This window comes from Streptomyces sp. LHD-70, assembly GCF_031157275.1.
Classification (GTDB): Bacteria; Actinomycetota; Actinomycetes; order Streptomycetales; family Streptomycetaceae; genus Streptomyces.
In genome coordinates, this window is record NZ_JAVIFW010000021.1 from 25477 (window position 1) to 42459 (window position 16983).

16 protein-coding genes are annotated in these 16983 nt (G+C 68.9%); 6 read left to right on the plus strand and 10 right to left on the minus strand.

The genetic code is table 11. The features are described from left to right. The first annotated feature begins 79 nt into the window (after positions 1–79). Positions 80–2002 (plus strand): ATP-binding protein, encoded by a 1923-nt coding sequence (locus RCO28_RS31665; RefSeq protein WP_308944762.1) that lies wholly within the window; start codon positions 80–82, stop codon positions 2000–2002. 4 nt (positions 2003–2006) lie between these two features. Here RCO28_RS31665 and RCO28_RS31670 read toward each other — a convergent pair whose 3' ends face one another. Next, a complete protein-coding gene (locus tag RCO28_RS31670; RefSeq protein ID WP_308944763.1) occupies positions 2007–2252 on the minus strand; it encodes a hypothetical protein in 246 nt (81 codons plus the stop codon). A 15-nt stretch (positions 2253–2267) separates the two neighbouring features. Here RCO28_RS31670 and RCO28_RS31675 point away from each other — a divergent pair, with 15 nt between their 5' ends. From RCO28_RS31675 to RCO28_RS31685, 4 genes are all read left to right on the plus strand, one after another. Next, on the plus strand, positions 2268–3356 hold the full coding sequence (locus RCO28_RS31675; RefSeq protein WP_308944764.1) for an SUKH-4 family immunity protein: 1089 nt from the start codon (positions 2268–2270) through the stop codon (positions 3354–3356). A 156-nt stretch (positions 3357–3512) separates the two neighbouring features. Next, positions 3513–3815, plus strand: coding sequence for an AAA family ATPase (locus tag RCO28_RS39505; protein WP_374991287.1), 303 nt, complete (start codon positions 3513–3515; stop codon positions 3813–3815). Then, the gene (locus RCO28_RS31680; RefSeq protein ID WP_308944765.1) at positions 3812–5584 is read left to right on the plus strand and encodes an SUKH-4 family immunity protein; all 1773 of its coding nucleotides are present in this window, start codon (positions 3812–3814) and stop codon (positions 5582–5584) included. The genes RCO28_RS39505 and RCO28_RS31680 overlap by 4 nt, the downstream gene beginning before the upstream one ends. Positions 5585–5776: 192 nt before the next feature. Next, positions 5777–6118, plus strand: a complete 342-nt coding sequence (locus tag RCO28_RS31685; RefSeq protein ID WP_308944766.1) for a hypothetical protein — start codon at positions 5777–5779, stop codon at positions 6116–6118. Positions 6119–6190: 72 nt separating this feature from the next. On the opposite strand, the gene RCO28_RS31690 is transcribed toward RCO28_RS31685, so the two are convergent. Next, entirely contained in the window at positions 6191–6700 is a 510-nt protein-coding gene (locus RCO28_RS31690; RefSeq protein ID WP_308944767.1) for a hypothetical protein, read from the minus strand. Between the two features lie 236 nt (positions 6701–6936). Next, entirely contained in the window at positions 6937–7383 is a 447-nt protein-coding gene (locus RCO28_RS31695) for a hypothetical protein (RefSeq protein WP_308944768.1), read from the minus strand. Between the two features lie 84 nt (positions 7384–7467). Between RCO28_RS31695 and RCO28_RS31700 the strand changes: the two genes are divergently transcribed. After that, on the plus strand, positions 7468–8067 hold the full coding sequence (locus tag RCO28_RS31700; RefSeq protein ID WP_308944769.1) for a hypothetical protein: 600 nt from the start codon (positions 7468–7470) through the stop codon (positions 8065–8067). A 27-nt stretch (positions 8068–8094) separates the two neighbouring features. Here RCO28_RS31700 and RCO28_RS31705 read toward each other — a convergent pair whose 3' ends face one another. The 7 genes from RCO28_RS31705 to RCO28_RS31735 form a co-directional block, all read right to left on the minus strand. Further along, a complete protein-coding gene (locus RCO28_RS31705; RefSeq protein WP_308944770.1) occupies positions 8095–8643 on the minus strand; it encodes a hypothetical protein in 549 nt (182 codons plus the stop codon). A gap of 89 nt (positions 8644–8732) precedes the next feature. Beyond that, positions 8733–9521: a hypothetical protein gene (locus RCO28_RS31710; protein WP_308944771.1), complete on the minus strand. Its 789-nt coding sequence runs from the start codon at positions 9519–9521 to the stop codon at positions 8733–8735. A 90-nt stretch (positions 9522–9611) separates the two neighbouring features. Further along, a complete protein-coding gene (locus RCO28_RS31715) occupies positions 9612–11081 on the minus strand; it encodes a hypothetical protein (RefSeq protein WP_308944772.1) in 1470 nt (489 codons plus the stop codon). Then, positions 11078–12547 carry a WXG100 family type VII secretion target gene (locus tag RCO28_RS31720; protein ID WP_308944773.1) on the minus strand — a complete coding sequence of 490 codons (1470 nt, stop codon included), beginning with the start codon at positions 12545–12547 and terminating at the stop codon, positions 11078–11080. Before RCO28_RS31720 ends, RCO28_RS31715 begins: the two co-directional genes overlap by 4 nt. Continuing rightward, positions 12544–12867 (minus strand): hypothetical protein, encoded by a 324-nt coding sequence (locus tag RCO28_RS31725; protein ID WP_308944774.1) that lies wholly within the window; start codon positions 12865–12867, stop codon positions 12544–12546. The genes RCO28_RS31720 and RCO28_RS31725 overlap by 4 nt, the downstream gene beginning before the upstream one ends. Before the next feature lie 1422 nt (positions 12868–14289). Continuing rightward, the gene (gene mycP, locus RCO28_RS31730) at positions 14290–15348 is read right to left on the minus strand and encodes a type VII secretion-associated serine protease mycosin (protein ID WP_308944775.1); all 1059 of its coding nucleotides are present in this window, start codon (positions 15346–15348) and stop codon (positions 14290–14292) included. A gap of 200 nt (positions 15349–15548) precedes the next feature. Then, the gene (locus tag RCO28_RS31735) at positions 15549–16967 is read right to left on the minus strand and encodes a hypothetical protein (protein ID WP_308944776.1); all 1419 of its coding nucleotides are present in this window, start codon (positions 16965–16967) and stop codon (positions 15549–15551) included. Positions 16968–16983: the final 16 nt, after the last annotated feature.

The window sequence follows — 16983 nt, forward strand, 5'->3', positions numbered from 1 at the left end:
CACCGGTCATCGCCCCCTTCGCTCACAGCCATAGGATCGACGTGCTACACCCTTGCTTGCATTCCGGAGGACACCCACCATGAGCAGCGAGTACGCCCCGCACCCTCACATAGGCGGTCGCACCTCGGCACTGCGTGCTCTCGCCGCCTGGCGGATGGAGTGGCCCGGCACGCCTCGGGTCATCGTGGTGACCGGCGATCCCGGCAGCGGTGCGTCCCGGCTGGTCAGCGGCTTTCTAATGATGTGCGACGCCGGGTTCCGGAGTCAGTTGCCACTGGACGACATGGACCCCTCGACCGTACCGCCGGAGCTTCCCCCGCCCGCAGTTCCCGATCCGCAGGGGCTGACTGCGGCCCAGCTGCTGTGGCTCGTCTCGGATTACCACGGCCTGAAGGCGTCGACAGTGCAGGAGGTTTTCGCGCAGCTGTCGGCACGCCAGGAGTCCGTGACCGTAGTCGTGCCCGATGTCGACCGGGCGGGTCCGGTGCGGTCCACGAACGAACCCGCACGCGTCGTACGTGAAGTCCTCCGCCCCCTCGCCGAGTGCGGCACGGTGCGGATCCTCGTGGACGTGCCCAGGGAGTTCGTCGCGGAGCTCACCGACGGGTTGCCGGCCGGGACCGCGCAGGTCATCGACCTGGACCAGCCGGACTGGGCCGACCCTGACGGCCTGGTGCTGCACGCCGCGACCGCCCTCGACCCCGAGCTCGGAGCACCGGAGCTGCCGTTCACCACCGACGGCCACGTGCGCACAGCGCTCGCCTCCGCCATCGGCCGACGTGCGGGCACGAGCCCTCTCCTGGTCCAACTTGCCGTCCAGTCCGCCCTGTTGGTGCCAGACGGTTTCGAACCGGGCGACGAGAGCGGGCTGCCGTCGTCAGTCGGCGAGGCGATGGACCTGCATGCCGCACGATCAGGGGTGGAACCACGGGTACTGCGTCAGCTGCTCGCTCCGCTCGCACTGGCCGAGGGGCCGGGACTGCCTATGGCGTTGTGGCCGCAGCTCGTCACGGCGCTGGCCGGGGCGGACATGAGCGAGGCCGTCCAGAACGGCATGCTGCTCGTCGGCCCCTTCGTGGAGCTGGTCGAAGTAGGTGCATCGGGCGAGGCCGGTGCACCTGGGAGAGCGCTGATCCGCCTGCTGCATCCGGCGCTGGGCACCGAGATCCGAGCCTGGCTCCCCCAGGTGCGGACCGCCCAGTCGCAGTTCGCGATGGCGCTCCTGGCGGCCGTACCCGGGCAGGACTGGAGCAAGGCCGACCCGTACGTACGCGACCACATCGCCGGACACACCCTGGAGGCGGGGCTACTGCCCCAACTCCTCACGGACCCAGGTCTGTTCGTGTATGCGGACCCGGTTTCGCTGCGGACCGCCGTGGAAGCGGTTCCGGTGGAGTCGCTGGGCGCACCGGCCAGAGCGTATCTGCGCGTGGCTCCACTGCTCACCCGTATCCAAGCGGACGCCGCGCTGCGTGCGGCGGTGCTGGAGAGCGCGTTCGTCGAGGACGGACTGCCCGAGTACGCGGCGGCGGTGCGGCGGCTCGGGCTCGATCTGCCCTGGGAGACGTTGTGGAGCCTGCGGGTCGACGGCATCCACGCAGCGACGGTGGGGACGCTGCAGGGGCCGGACGGACAGACAGTCCCGGTGGCCGCCCTGGCAGTTCCGCAAGGTACTCCCGGTGCGGTTCCCGTGCCGGGGCCGGGCGAGTCCGCGCTCCTTGTGCACGGTCTCCTGGACTCGGCGCTCCCTGCGAACGCCGACGCCCGACAGGTGCTGCGCCCCACTGAGGAGGAACGGGCCGCGTCACCCTTCGAGTTCAGCGGCGGGGCCGACTATCTACGGATCTGGGACCGGGTCTCCGAAGAGCTCCTCGCGGTGCTGGTCAGCGACGAGCCGATCACGGGCGCAGACCTGTCCCCTGAGGGTGTCCTCCTCTTCGCGACCGGTCGCGGGGCGAGAGCCCTGCGTATCCTGCCGCCCGCCGGGGAGCTAGGCTCGTGAACCCTCAGTCATCCCAGCCGAAACGTGAAGGAGTTGCTTCGTGACCAGCCAGGAGCAGGCGCTCACCATCGCCGACCGTTGGCTCAATGGGAGTGGCGCGGAGACTCCTCGACGCGAGGTCCGGATGCACGAGTTCGACCTCGGTTGGGTCGTCTGGGCTGCACCAGCCCCAGTCGAGCGCGATACGGAGACAGGCCAGCGTCGTCCACCCGCCGAGATCGGAGACGCGTGCGGTGTTGTGGATCGTCACACGGGTGGGCTGACCGTGTGGCCTTCGGTTCCGGTGGACGAGGTCGTCCGGATGTACCGGCAGAAGCAGGGGGCAGCCGCGGAGAGCGACGCCCGTCCGGTCACCGGGCCCGGCAACACAGCAGTGTTCACCTACCCCGACCCGGAGTCCGGTGAGGTGAGGACGCTCTTCCGAACGTCGTACCCGGGGCTGCCGCCCAGCGAGTACCAGGTCGTGGCGGAGCTGCGGCGGTTCGGCGTCCCACCGGAGAGCGTCACCGCCATCCACACCGACCTGCGGCCCAGCCTCCTGCCCGGCGGCTACACGGCAGAGTTGCTCAACACCTTCCGAAACGCGCACCTGTCCTGCAGCCAGGGTTACGGCACCCGCCCCGAGGCCCGCACCGAAGGCATCGCCGCCCTCATCGAACAGGTCGAGCAGACCCACCGCATGGCCGGCCAGCAGCCCCCGCCGCGCCCGCACCGCGTCCCCGTCCCGACGCAGGTGACGCCCGCCGTCCCGCTCTCCGACGAGGCCCTCGGCGAGCACCTCACCTCCGTCTTCGGCCACGACGGCGTACGCCACTACGCCCCCGAGGCCGTCGCCGAGAGCCGCCTCCCCGACACCGCGAAGGCCACGCTCACCGAGGCCGGCCTCCCCGCCGATCTCCCCCTCTTCTTCACGGCGGACAACCCCGAAGCACCGTCCGCGGGCGGCCTGTTCACCGACGTACCGACGAACCTGCGCGAGCGCCGCAGCCCCGCTGGCGAGGAGAAACTCGCCGTCCTCGGCCACCTCATCCGCATCGGCTTCGACGGCGTCGCCGTCATCGCCGTCCAGTGCCTGCCCGGCTCCACCGAGCCCAACGGCCTCGGCGCCATCTGGGCCATCGACCCCGTCACCGCCAGCGCCCGCTACGTCAACATCTCCCTGTCCGCGTACGCCCGTTCCCTCGCCCTCCTCGCCGAGACCAGGCAGCGCATGGTGGGCATGAATCCGTACGAGGCGGGGGCAGCGGTCGCCGAGTTGCAGGAGCAGCTCGCCGCGATCGACGGCACGGCGCAGGCGAATCCCGACACCTGGTGGTCGTTGATCGTCGAGCAGATGTGGCACGGGGTGTTCTGAGGGCGCTCGTGCGAGACCACCGGCTGCACCCCGAGCTGTTCTGCAGCGCATCCGCGCCGCAGAAGGGTTGACGCGGTGTGGTTCAAGAAGCTTGATGCTTAAGGGGATGTAGACCTGACGACCGATCAGGCCTTGGAGCGGATCAACGATTGGCTGGTGGAGCGGGACCGTCTTTACCGGACGTTCGCCATCCGAGGAGCAGCCGGGTCCGGGAAGACCGAGCTGTTGCAGAAACTGTCCGAACGTATTCCGGGGTCCGTGTACGTGGACTGCCAAGGGCTGCGGGCCGACGAGGTGGCCCGTCGCCTCCTCACGCACTGGGGAGTGGCCGACGAGCAGCGCTCGCTCGCCGATGGTGCCCGGACGATGCGCCAAGGTGGCGTCGCGCTACTGGCGAACGTGCACCAGGCCCATGAACTGTCACCTCGGACGAGCCGACCCGGATCAGCCGGTACATGATCGACGCCTTCAGGCGGTCGGCCCGGCCGTACACCCAGTTCATCGTGGAGCGCTCGGCGGAGAAGCCATGGGTGGTCGCCCCGAAGCGCAACGAAGTGACACTCGCGCCCCCTTCATCCCCTGTGCTCACCGACGCCGACTTGACGGCTCTCGTGGCAGAGCATCCGGCTCTCAGGGCGCTGGCCACGGCCGAGCTGCGGCGTGTACCCCTGCTGGTCTGGGAGGAGCTGTGCCGGAGCCTCGGCATTCCCGCCACGCAGCAGGAACTGCGCGAGCTGACGGCCGAGTTCGCCGATCTCCTGGTCGTGACCGGTCCCCGTTCCGGTGACGGGTTCGGCCAGGTCGGCTTCCGGGCCGAATCGGCACGTCATCGCATCCGAGCGCTGCGACGACCTGAGCACGACACCGTCGTCGCGTCGCTGATGAACTCCCTCGGGGCTCGCGTTGACGGTGCAAGGTGGCGGGATACCGGACCCGTCGGGGAGTACGCCGCGCAGACCCTCGCTCTTCACGCGGTCGGCGCAGGCGTTCTGGATGAACTGCTTGACGACGGAGTCGCTCTGGCCAACCTCGATGCGGAGGGGCTGTTGCAGGCGCTCGCTGTCACGTGGCCCTTCAGCCTGAGCCGGGGCGGCGTGCCGCAGGACTCTGGAATCTCGATCGACGCTCACTATCTGGAGCGGCTGGGGCTCGCGTCGACTCCCCACGAGGAGTGGGTGAGTTGGCTGCGTCACTGTGCGCTGAACCGTGGGCGGAACGACCTTGTCCGGGCCATCGACGAGACAGGATCCAGGCTTCCGTGGCGCACAACCTGGTCCACATGCCGTCCCTTCGGCTTGTTCGGTCGTGTCAAGGAACCGTTGGGTGGAGCCGCCGGCCGGTCCGCGGACGGGGTGACCGCCACGGATGCCGAGCAGTTCTCGTCATTGGCGGCCGGATACGGTTCCTGGCCCGCCCCCGAGACCGAGCCCCCGGTCCGTGAGGTGCTCCACTACCACCAGGTCGATTTCACATGGACCGGTCACAACGAGCTCAGGGCTCGCGGTTCGATGCGTCTGTCGGACAGGGAATGGCTGCTTGTCCATCCTTCCGGAGCCTTCGCCGTGCGGGTGGCTGCGGAGTTCGCGAAGGCCGGTGGACAGACGCCCCCCGCAGCCGGCGAACCCTACGTCGAGCCGATCACGCACTCGGCCCTCTGGCAGTGCCCGCAGCAGGCCCTGGAAGCCGATGCCCCGACGCGCACCTGGATGGAAGCCACCTTCGGCCCGGGAACGTGCCACCCCGTTTCGGCGAACGACCTGCCCGCCGATCTCACGCACGCAGGGACACGTCGTTTCCTCACAGAAGCCGGTCTTCCTGCTCTCTCCGCTCAATTGCCGTTCGTCAGCACGGCAGACCTGAGTGAGACCACACTCCTCCGTACCTCATGGCCGGATGAGGATGTGCCTCCGCCCAGTGCAGGACCATTTTTCCGCGTAGGCGAATGGGTCGAAGCTCAGGTCCTTCTCGACGGCAGCACCGGAGTCGTCTACCAGGACTGCAGCACCGCCTACGAAACCGTGACCCTGGCGAGCGGACTGCGACAGCTGTGCATCCTCCTTCGCCTCTACCACGAGTTCCTGATCAGCGACTTCACCACTATCTTCGAGCGCAGGGATGCCTTGCGCAGCTTCAGGCGATGGGCCAATGCCATTGATCCCGCCACCGAAGACGCCGACCACTGGGAACACGTCCTGGACGGTTCCATGGACACAGACACGGACCGGTGAGGAGCCACGGGAGGGCCGATTGACACTGCCTCCCGGCGCATATCCGACGACAGGACCAATCGCGCTCAACCACCCATGGCCTGTCTAACCAAGGACGCCGGATTCACCCCCTGACCGATCTGATCGACCTGACCCCACTCGACCGACCTGCCCCCACCGGACCGACCGCGCAACCCCGCAAAGGACCCGCACATGCCCTCCGGAATGCCGGACCCGAATCAGCAAGCCCACACTCCGCCCACCACCCCGGAAGAAGCGCTCGCCATCTTCCACAGCCGTTACGCCCAGCCGAAGCTGGCCGACGGCTCACCCGCCGAACTGGTCGTGCACGAGTTCGACGAGGGGTTTCTCATCTACCCGGTCCTGCCGCCCGTGGAGCAGCCCGAAGGCAGCCCCGCGCGGCCCGCCGAGCCCGGCGGCGGGAAGATCGTCGTGTCGAAGGAGACCGGTAAGTCCTACGGGACTCCCAACTTCCCGACCGAGCAGGCGATCGCGCTCTACAAAAAGAACCGCGCACGCGAGCGCAACGCCTGAAACCGAGCTCGCAGGGGGAGCCGGACGGGACACCCCCAACGAACCATCAGCGGGGATGTGTCCCCACCAGCGTCAAAGCTTGCCGGTGATGACTCCGCGCCAAGTCCACCCCGCACCCAGGACGGTGGCCTGCAGCGGATCCTTCAGGTCATTGCTGTCGAAATGGAACGTCTCGGTCCACTCGAGGCCGCCGTCTTCGCCACCGAGCGTCCAGCGCTTGGAGACCGTCTGTACCTGGCCGCGTTGGGCCTCTGCTGCGATAGCCAGGCTGGGAGTGTCTCCGGCCCAGGTGACGTCGTACTGCTGGTCGAGGGTGCGGATCTCGTTCTTCTCCGGAACGAGACGCATACGGACCTGGAACACCTGGCTCACCTGAGTACGGACGAAGAAGGTCTGCCAAGCCGGGTCCAGGATGCGCCACTCGGCCACCAGGTCGGCGCCTTCTTCGCTCCCGTCCCTGACTGTGTACGGGACGTCTGGGCGATTGAGACCGAGCAGGGCCGCATGGACCTCAGCCGCGGATCGCGGGGCGATGTTGTCGGCAGGGCGCTTTGTTCCGGTGAGTTTGTCGAAGAGTCCCATTGAGTCAATCCGTGAGGAGTCGGCGGCGCGAAGCTGAGTTCGTCGCGGCTGAAGTCACGTGCTGTGCTGGCGAGTTGGGTGGGCAAGCGGAGGGTCTGGCAGCTTCCGCGGAACGGCATCCGCACGTTACTCCGCACCCCATCGGCCGGTTCGGCGCACCGCCACCATCCACCGTGCCACCGCCCTCCCCTCACGGCACTCTCCGCCGAGCCTCACGACGGGCGGCAAGCAGCGCCCTAGTACAGCGAGAATCCCCCACTGTGCCGCCCCTGCCCCTTCTTCGGCTGCTCCTGCTCCTGGGAGCGGCGGGGCTGTTCGTCGTCACCCTGCGCGTCGCGGCCCGCGTCGTCGTCCGGCGTCACGTCGTTGCGCAGCCGGTCCCGCTCCTCGTCCGAAGCCGACTCCCACTGCCCGCGCAGTTTCGCGAACTCGCCGCCGCCGAAGACGCGGGAGCCGGACGGGTCGTCCACGATGTCGCGGATCGAGACCCGGCCGGACAGCAGCTTGTTCGCCATGTCCTTCAGTTCGGGGCTCGCGCCGGGCAGGTCCCTGACCTGGCGGAGCGAAGTGTTCAGGGCGCGCTGCTGCTCCGGTTCGAGCGCTTCGTCCCACGCTCCGCGGTCGTCGTCCGAAGGGCCTTCCGGGTTGCGCGGGTTCGGGGAGTTGTCGCCGTGCCTGGCCATGTCGCTGCTCCTCACTCTCGTCCCGTGCAGTATCGCGCGTACGCCGGTGTGATAGGCAGTCCGCACGGAAAGGGTGGCAGCACTGTGACGCACACAATCGGCCGCCTCGGTGGCGCGGTCTTCCTGATCCTCGGGCTGCTGTTGAGCGGCTACTCGACGTACGAGGGCGTGTACGCGGCGGGTTTCGCCGGCACGGCGGGCACGTTGAAGGTGACGTCGTGCGAGGCGAAGTTCCACCACAACGCCTCCCGGCGCAGCCGCCGCGGCACCGACAACGTCCGCTGCCACGGCACGTTCGTACCGGCCCCCGGCACGCAGGGCGAACGGGATTCGCGGGCGTACGTCGACACCCGCCGCGGCTATCCGGAGGGAACGCTCCTGGACGTGCAGCAGGGCGGGCCCGCGCTCTCCCTCACCCACCTCGGCGAGGACCGCGACTACGTCGCGACGGACGGCAAGCGCGCCCTGCGCTGGTTCTCGGGCTCGCTCGGCGGGCTCGTCCTCATCGGCCTGGGCATCTTCTGCACGGCCACCGGGTACGCGCCGTTCGGCCGCAGCCAGATCACGTACGAGGCGGCCTGGGAGCAATCGGGCCGCAGCACGCTGCGCCGCACCGTGATCGGTTTCCTCGGCGTCGGCCTGGTGGGGGCGGGGCTGTGCTGGCTGGCGAGCTTGTTCGTCTGAGCCCCACGGCCACACCGCCCTACGGCCCTACGGGGTCCCTGCCGGTGCGCGTGCCCCGGACGACTCACCTTCCGCCGGCGCCCTCGTCAGCTCCCCCGGCAACGCCAGCCCGCACAGCATGGTCACCGCGCCCACGACCCACCGCAGCATGTCGGGGATCTCGTACGTGAGGACGGCCGCCCCCAGCACAGCCGTACCGCCGAGCCCGAGCGCGAACCGGCTCACCAGCGCCGCCCGGAACGCCCCCGGGTCCCACAGCTGAAGCGCCCTGGCCTCGGTGGTCGCCACGGCCCCGGCACCACCCGCCTCCCGAGGTTCCGCTTCCGTACCGCTGAGCATCCCGTGCACCACCAGCCCCGAGTCGAAGACGAGCACGGCAGGCGAGCGGAACTCCGCGTCCGCGCCCTTCCGTCGGGACGGCGGCTGCCAACTCAGCCACAGCGACCGGCCCTTGACGCTCTCCGGCACGGCCCGCGCGTCGAACGGCGTACGGAACCGGAACTGTACGGGCCGTCCGGGGCACCCCTCCCCTCCGGCGGGATCCGCCTCCACGGTGAGCGATTCCGCTTCCCGCACGCCCACACACGTACCCCGCACCGCCCGATCGGCCGCCCGTAGGCGCGCGTAAGGCCCGAGTCCGTACCGCGTCCTGACCGCGCCGACCGTCACCGCGGCGCCGAGGAGCCAGACCCCGACGAACCCCAGGTGATGAACGGAGAGAAGGTGCGGCCCGCCAGCTCGTCGCGCAGCGAGGCCCGGCCGGAGACCGCGCCGAGGCCGAGGTCGTCGGGCGCGTAGAGGACGGTGCGGTCGCCGGTGCGCGGCGGCTCGGCCGAGCGGGCCCGCACGGTCGCGGTGCCGCGCGCCCCGTTCGCCCCGCGGAGCTCTACGACGACCCGGGCCGTGTAGTACGGGGAGCCGCGGCTCGGGTCGTGCCGCTCAGCCTTGCCGGCCTCGAGGATGCGGGCCTCCGCGTACACCGCCCCGCCCGCGCCGAGCCGCGCCACCTGGTCCGACGGCTGCGGCCGCCCGAGCGCGAGCGCGACGATCGCGAGCAGCCCGGTCGTCAGGCCCAAACCCCAGGTGAGCTCGCGGAGTTGTTGTGACCGGCGGGAGGGCAGCGCGTGCGGCAGGCCGGGAACGCGCGGCGAGCCGGTCCCTTCCGCCGCTCCGGTCCCTTCCGGAATTTCCCGTACGGGTGAGAACCGAGTCGACGGGGCCGCGTCCTCCGGTACACCGACGGCCACCCGCGCCTCCTCGGCCGCGTCCCGTTGCCTCGCCAGTACGACGAGGCAGACCGCGCCGCAGGCCAGGGCGCCGAGGACCACCGTCCGGCGCAGCGAGGGCTCGGGCAGGAACAGCCACACACCGAGCACCGTCACGACGACCGCGAGCCCTACGGCCCCGCACCACCCGCCGACCCGCCGCACCCGCACCGCGCGCCCGGACCTCACCCACACAGCGCCCCCATCAGGCCCCGCCTTTCCCATCAGGCCCCACTGCCGTTCCTCGCTCGGCGTTCCTCGCTCGGCGTTCCTCCGCGGTCAGCGTCCCGCGCCGCCGCTCGCCGCCCGTTCACGCTGCTCCGCCTCGTCGGCGTCCATGCGCATCATGGCCACGACGCCGCCGGACACCAGCAGCCCCGCGGATCCGAGGATGCCCAGCACGAGTCGGCCGGGCAGCGCGAGCGGCAGGGCAAGGGCGACGAGGAGCACGGCCCACACGACGAGGGCCTGCGCCACACGCTGCGGGAGGCTGAGGATCCAGCCGGCGTCCAGGTCGAGCGGGCGCGCTTCGTACGAGCTGTCGTACGAGCCGCCGGTGTTTCGCGCACCCGTGGTGCTGAGGCGCTGCGCTGCCTCCTGGTCGAGGCTGCCGTGCACGTACCAGCCGTCGTCGCTGACGAACGCCGCGCCGATCCGGTTCGGGCCCTTCGACCCGCCGGTGCTGTTCCGCTCCGGGTGCCACACCAGATGGCCATGCGCACCCTGAGCGGCGCGCGCGAGAGCGAGGGCGGGAGCGTGCGTGTGGAACTCAACAGTGCCGGTGGCGTCGGAGGCCAGGAGCACCGGCCGTGCGCTGCTCTCGTTGCCGTTTCCGTTGTTCCCATTGCCGTTTTTGGCGGAGGGTACGACTCCGGTGATCCGGACACGCAGTACGGACTCGTCGCCGCGCAGCTCGGACGGGTACCGCTCGTTCCGCCTGGCCGTCACCGCGCCGCCGATCAGCATGGCGACGATGCCGAGCGCGGGCAGCGCGAAGATCCCGGTCCACCAGTTGTTGAGCGCGCGCCCGTCCAACTGCCGCTCGACGACGGCCCGTTCGCTGTCACCGATCGCGCCGAGCTCCGGCTCGCCGGGGGCGTACGCGACGTACGCGCGATCCCCCGGCTTGCACTCGTCCGCCCACTCGGAACGGAACTCGGCGGGCTTTCCGGGGCCGTTCCCGTCGGCGGGGGGCAGGGTGACGGTCGAGGTGCAGAAGTACGTGCTGCCGTTCTTGTGCTCGTCCTCCTCGATGTCCCGTACGGACTCGACGCGGAGTTCACGTACGACATGACCGGCGGCCAAGAGGTCGGCGGCCTTGCCTTCGAGTACGGGCGTGCCGACGCCGAGCGCGAGCGGCGCGAGAACGACGACGAACCCGGCGACGGCACTCAACGCCTCACGCCTGCGCCGCCTGCCGAGCCCCGCGAGCCGGCCGGGCAGCGCGCCGGTGCGCGCCGCGGGCACGGCGGCCGCCCGGATCAGGCCACGGTGCACGGCCGGGCGGTCCGGGCTGCCGGCCGCCCGGCGCACGAACATGCCCCAGCCGACACACGCTGCCGCGACGACCGCGGCCAGGAGGACGAGGACGTTCCGCAGTGTCGAGGCCTGGAGGAAGAGCCAGGCGCCGAAGAGGACCACCAGCGCGGCTACGGCGGCCCAGCCGAGGGACGCGCCGAGACGGACGGCTCGGTCCGTGTCTACGGCTGTGCCGGGGGCTTCAGCGAACTCGCTGTGGTTCTGGTTCACCCGAAATCATCCACCAGGGTCGTGTTGTTGGCGTGGTCGCGGAGCCGGTCGGCGGTCTTCTGCTGGCTCTCGTCGAGGTCGTCCTCGATGCTGTCGGCTTCCTTCATGCGGTTGCCGGCGACGCCGAACTCCTGGCCGACGCGGCTGCCCGCGGCTTCGTCGCGGATTGTCTCGCGCTGCTGGTCGGTGAGCTGGTCCGGGGTGCTGGAGCCTTCGCCCTCGCCGCCGCCGTTGCCGCTCCCGCTTCCGTCGCCGCTTCCGCTGCCACTTCCGCTTCCGCTTCCGCTTCCGTCGGAGCCGCTGGTTCCGGTCCCGGAGCCCGAACCGGAACTGCCGCCCGCGGCACCGCCGTTGGCGGCACCACCGCTTCCCGTACCGCTACCGGAGGCACCGGCCCCGGAGCCTTCGCCACCGCCGGACCCGGAACCAGACCCAGACCCAGACCCAGAACCGGACCCGGAACCGGACCCCGATCCCGACCCGGATGAGCCATCCCCCGAACCCGAACCACCCGAGCCGGAACCACCCGAACCGTCCCCGGAACCTGATCCTCCCGTGCCGTCCGCGCCGGCATCCGCGCCACCACTGGGCCCGTGCGTGACGCCACCGCCGACGCCGCCGCCCGCGCCGGAGGCAGCCGCTCCGATCAGCGCCTGGGACCAGTCGAACTCGTCGTCCTTGTCGGCCCACGGACCGGACGCGTTGGCCGCGTCGCCGAGGAGGCTGCCGGAGGCGCCGCCCGCGGCTCCGATGCCGATCGACTCACCGATGCCCCCGCCGAGCCGACCGCCGAGCGCGAGGTCCGCGACCTTTCCCATGCCCGCCCCGGCGACACCGCCGACCAGGTTGTTCTCCCACTCGGGGCCCTTGCCGCTGAGCATGCTGGTGGCGACGCCGTTGCCGAACTCGATGCCCGTACGCCCCGCGAACGCGAAGACATGGCCCCAGCCCTTGATGTTCCGGAGCCGCTGGAACCACTGGGCGATGGTGGCCAGAATGCGCCCGAGCCTCGCGGCAGCGGCGGTCGCCTGCCCCGCGAGCCGCGCGGCATTCGCGGCGCCCGCGGCGGCGGAGAATCCGAGGGTGATGAACGAGGTGGCGATGGAAACGCCGATGGTGACGCCGATCTCCAGATAGATCTGGTGGATCTCGTCGTTGATCTCCTCGATCTTGTCGGCCGCTTCGTTCAGCCCCTTCTGGGCCTCATCAAAGGACGGCTGCGCCTCCTCGACCGACTTCTTGACTTCTCCCCAGTGCAGCAGAAACGCATCGGCGGCGGGCCCGTACCACTGACTTCCGGTGGCCTCCCGGACCGCCTTGTCGACGTGCACGACGAACTTGTCGAGCGCGTCCCCCATGTCGCCCCACGCCTTCGCGGCATCCCGCAGCACATCGGGCTCACCGCCGGGATTGACAAGCTCGAGCCCGGCCTCGTAGACCTTCTCGGCAACCGACTCGTCGCTCACTGACCGCCTCCCTTGAACTGCTCCTCGATCGCCCTGTCGGCGGCCACGGAGTTGCGGGAGTTCTCGTTGAGTTTGTCGCCAATGGCGTACGCGTGCTCCTGGAGCCCCTCGATCGCCTTGGTCATCGCCTCCGCCAACTCGATGTACGCGGAGGTCACTTCCTCGGACTCGGTCAGAAACCCGAACCCGTCATGAATCGCCTCGCTGTCGGTCTTCGGCTTGAACTTCGCCAACTGCTCGCCCAGCAGGTCCGCTTCACGCGAGAAGGCGCCGCTCAGCTTCTCCAACGCGTTATGGCCGATGTAGAACTTGTCCGACACTGTCCCCAGATCCCTACGTCCACGACGTTCGCCGTACGAATGCACCCACCGCGAAGCCGCAGAACCGGGACACACCACTGCCACTGCTGCCCCAACCCACGACATGACACGGCGCTGCGTGAAACTACCGTTCAGACCAAGGGATTTGACCATTCCGTGACCCCTGGCGACACACCCACAGCTACAGGTGCAAGATCTCCACAGCATGTACGGGAGCGCATGAGGACAAGCGGGACGAACAGGTTTCACCCCTGACCCTCCGGCGACACCGGACCCCTCCGGCACCTGCCGCCGCCTTGCGTCGGCCCGTGACGCTCAGCACAGCACCTCCGACGCGCATGGCCACGCCGACACCGACGGCAACCGGACCGGCGATCCGGGGACCACGGCGTTCCAGCCGCCGGTCGGATGGTCGACCGTCGCGTCGTGGTCAGCCCATTCTGGGTGAACGGCCCGCCGAAATGGACCTGGTCATGCCTCGCCAGTCATCCGCGCCTGCCTCTACAGGTCCTTCAAGTACTCACGGACATCCGCGCCAAAGACCTGAGCCTCGTCGGCGTACGGGATCCGGTCCTGCGCGGCGTCGAAGTCGTGGCCGCCCTATTTCCGGGGAGGACTCTGCGCATCGAGCAACGGCGGCCCGGGAGGTCACGCCCACCGCAAAGGGCAGTTGCTCGTCCTCAGGCGCGCCGAACGCCGCACCGGCACGTGCATCGCCCGGGCCTGCGGCCAGAGTTCAGGGCACAGTGTGCGCGGGGACCGCTCCCAGTTCACGGTCCGTGACGCCTCGAACGCGTCCACCAGCTCCTGATTCTTGGTCTCGCTTCCGGGACGCACGACCAGGCGACCCTGGCCGGCATGTTCCCGGTCGGATCCACGACGTTGCCCGCAGAACCGCCTTGCACCCAAGGTCCTTGGCGGCCTTGACCGTTTTCCGTCCGGCCATTCCCGATTGGCGACATCCTGCTGGCTGTTGCCGTAGATGTGCGCGGCGAGCGCACCACCACCGATGGCGCCCAGCGACCCGAACAGGCCGAGAACAGACCGACCACGATGCGGGCACTGCGTTCGCCATTTCGGCGTTCCCCGAGGCCGGAGGAGGTGGCGGCTGCTGCTGCCGACCGACCTGATGCTGTTGCCTCTGCGGGCCGCGGCGCCGGGCCCGCGTGGTCAACTACATGGGGCGCGGAAGTCGAGTGCGACGCGTGGCGATTCGGGCATTCCCCCGCCACATTCGAGCACGATCCCACCTGCGCATCCATGACAGCCCAGGTCGCTGGCGAACAAGGGCCGGACGGGACCGGCCTCACCCTGGTCGACGGTTCGCGTGCGGCGGGTACCGACAGCGGCGAGCGACACAAGTGGGCCCGGGACACGCGGCACCTCGCGGTGCACATGTCCCGGGCCCACTCAGGTGCTTGCTCAGCTGCGGCGGCCTCGAGCCACGGCGAAGATGACGCCGATGACGATCAGGACGGCCACCACGCCTCCACCGATGACCACCGGGAGGTTGCTGCCGGAAGAAGAGCCTTCGTCGCTCGCACCGCTCTCTTCACTGCCGCTGCCCTCGGCTCCGCCGGCCTTCGTCGCCGTGTCGCTGGGAAGCTTCCCGAGCGGGCCTTCCTTGGGTCCCTTGGGGATGTCCATGGTGACGGCCTTGTTGGGGCGCACCACTCCGTAGCCGTACTTGTCGTCGGGCGCCGTCAGACCCTTCTGACCGAGGAAGGAGGCCGACTTGATCAGGCGGTTGGCGACCTGGCCGGCGGTCAGGTCGGGGTACTTGGAGCGGACTAGGGCTGCGGCTCCGGAGACGATGGCTGTGGCGTCTGAAGTTCCCTGGGCCAGGCTGTACCTCTTCGGGTTAGTGGGATCGGCGGAGAGCACGTCGACTCCTGGAGCCGCCAAATCCACTTCTTTCCCAGCCCCAGAGCTTTCCCAGAATTCCCCATTTTTGTCCACTGCGCTTACCGCAACAACGCCGGGAAGTGCCGCGGGGTATCCGACTGCGCCACCCTCGTTTCCAGTGCCAGAGACAACCAGCACATCATGCGCCTGCGCATAGGCAATCGCCTCCTGTCCCACCTGAAGGGTCTTGCCAGCCTCGTTACTGATGGACAGGTTGATAACCTTCACCCCGCTATCAACCGCATAACGTACAGCGGCCGCCCACTCTTCGTCCAGGAGCTTTTCATCCTTCTCCTGCAATACACGAAGCGGGAGAATCTTCGATTTCGGGGCAATACCCATCATGCCGCTGCCATTTCCGGCGCCATGGCCATGAGCGGCAATCAGACTCGCCATCGACGTGCCATGCCCCACTTTATCTTCCTGAGGGTCGCCAGCCCCGGTAAAATCTTTACCCTTGAGAACCTGACCCGTCAGATCCGGATGGCTTCCGTCCACGCCAGTGTCGATGACCGCTACGGTAACGCCTGCGCCCTGGGTTTCTGCCCAGGTTTCTTCCATGGTGTAAACGTCCATGATCCATTGCTGATCACGGACGTAGTCCGCAGACGCGACAGGGGCCGAAGTGAGGAGCAAAGCTCCCGTCAACGCCGCGACTCCCGCCGTGGACCAGACTCGCTTGACTCCCAATTCCTTGCTCCTCACTCAACTGCGACTGGATCCGCCAGCCTTCATGGGCGAGCCGGGCGCAACCTGCGCCCGGCTCGCCCAGCTAACTACTCGATGTTCTTCGGCACGTTTCGCTTGCGGTCCTCTTCCGAGACCCACGTCTCCTCGTCCTCGACAAGGTAGTCGGGACGGTCGCGCCCCTCGTTTTCCTCGCCGCGACGACCGCCACGGCCGCCCATTCCTCCGGCCATGCCGCCAGCCATGCCCGCGCGCTGAGAGCCACCGCGGCTGCCGTGCAGACCCGCACCGCCAGCGCTGCCCTTGCCCGTAATGCCCTTGGCCGCACCCACGACACCGCCACGGGCTTTGGCCAGCGCGCCTCGGCCGCCTGCACCAGCGGCACCACGACCGCCGGCACCGGCACCCATGCCGCCACCCATGCCGCCCATGCCAGTCCGGCCTGCGGCACCGCGACCGGTTCCAGCGCCACCGGCACCGCGGCCAGTACCCGCGCCCATGCCGCCGCGTCCGCCTCCGGCCAGGCCGCCGCCACCGGTGGGCACGAAGGCTCCACCAGCTCCGCCTCCACCAGGAAGGCCGCCACCGCCACCGGGAATGCCGCCGCCGCCAGGCAGCGACGTCTTACCGGTCAGCCCGGGACCAAGGCTGTCGACGTTCGTCTTCGCCGGAGGCACGGACGATCCGCCCGTAATGCCCTTGTCCCGCGGAAGCTCAGGGGCAGCCCCGATACCCTTCGGCGGCCCAGCGCTCCACGGCTTGCTGGTACCACCCGCTCCAGGAACGGAAGCGTTGCCGCCGCCCCCGGTGACCGGCGGGGGGTACTGGATGTCGGGGTTCGGGTCCTTGATATCTCCCTTACCGTTTTCGATGACCTTGTTCCGCTGCAGGTTGCCTGCCACCCGCGCATACTGAACGCCAAGGTTCTCCATGACGGCAACAGCCTTCAGCTGCGCCTCACGACTGGCTCCAATCTTGCCCTCGTTGGCCTCGGCCACCTGAGAGGCAGTCATGTTCTTATTGTTGAGGTCATTGGCCGTGGATTCACCGTTATCCCAGGACCAGTCAGTGAGAGCGTCACCAGCCTTGTCCATGAAGCCAGGTTCCTCGATGGCATCAAGCTGAGGCTTGTACAGCTTCAAATACTCGGCTGCTTCACCAAACTGCCCCTTGTTCAGGTCGGCATACCAGGCAGCATTCCTGATGCTCGTGGAGATACCGCGAGCCTTTTTCGCGAACGCGTTGGCCGCTTCGCCCGTCCAGTGCTCGAGGACGTTTTTAACGGCCTTGTCGAGTTGGTCGGCGACATTTCCCTCACCGCCAGCGAGAATCCGGTGCACATGGCCCCAGTTATCGCTCGTTTCCTGGATCTTGCCGTGGTCCGTGCCCTCAAGCATCCGCTTGAGCTCTTTGAGTGAGTAGTTGATGAACTGCGTCTTGGTCTCCGGACGACCCGCGACGCACTTCGCTGACTCGATTTCTGGTTTCGGCTGCTTGTCACCGGACATGGCGTCCCCTTCCCCT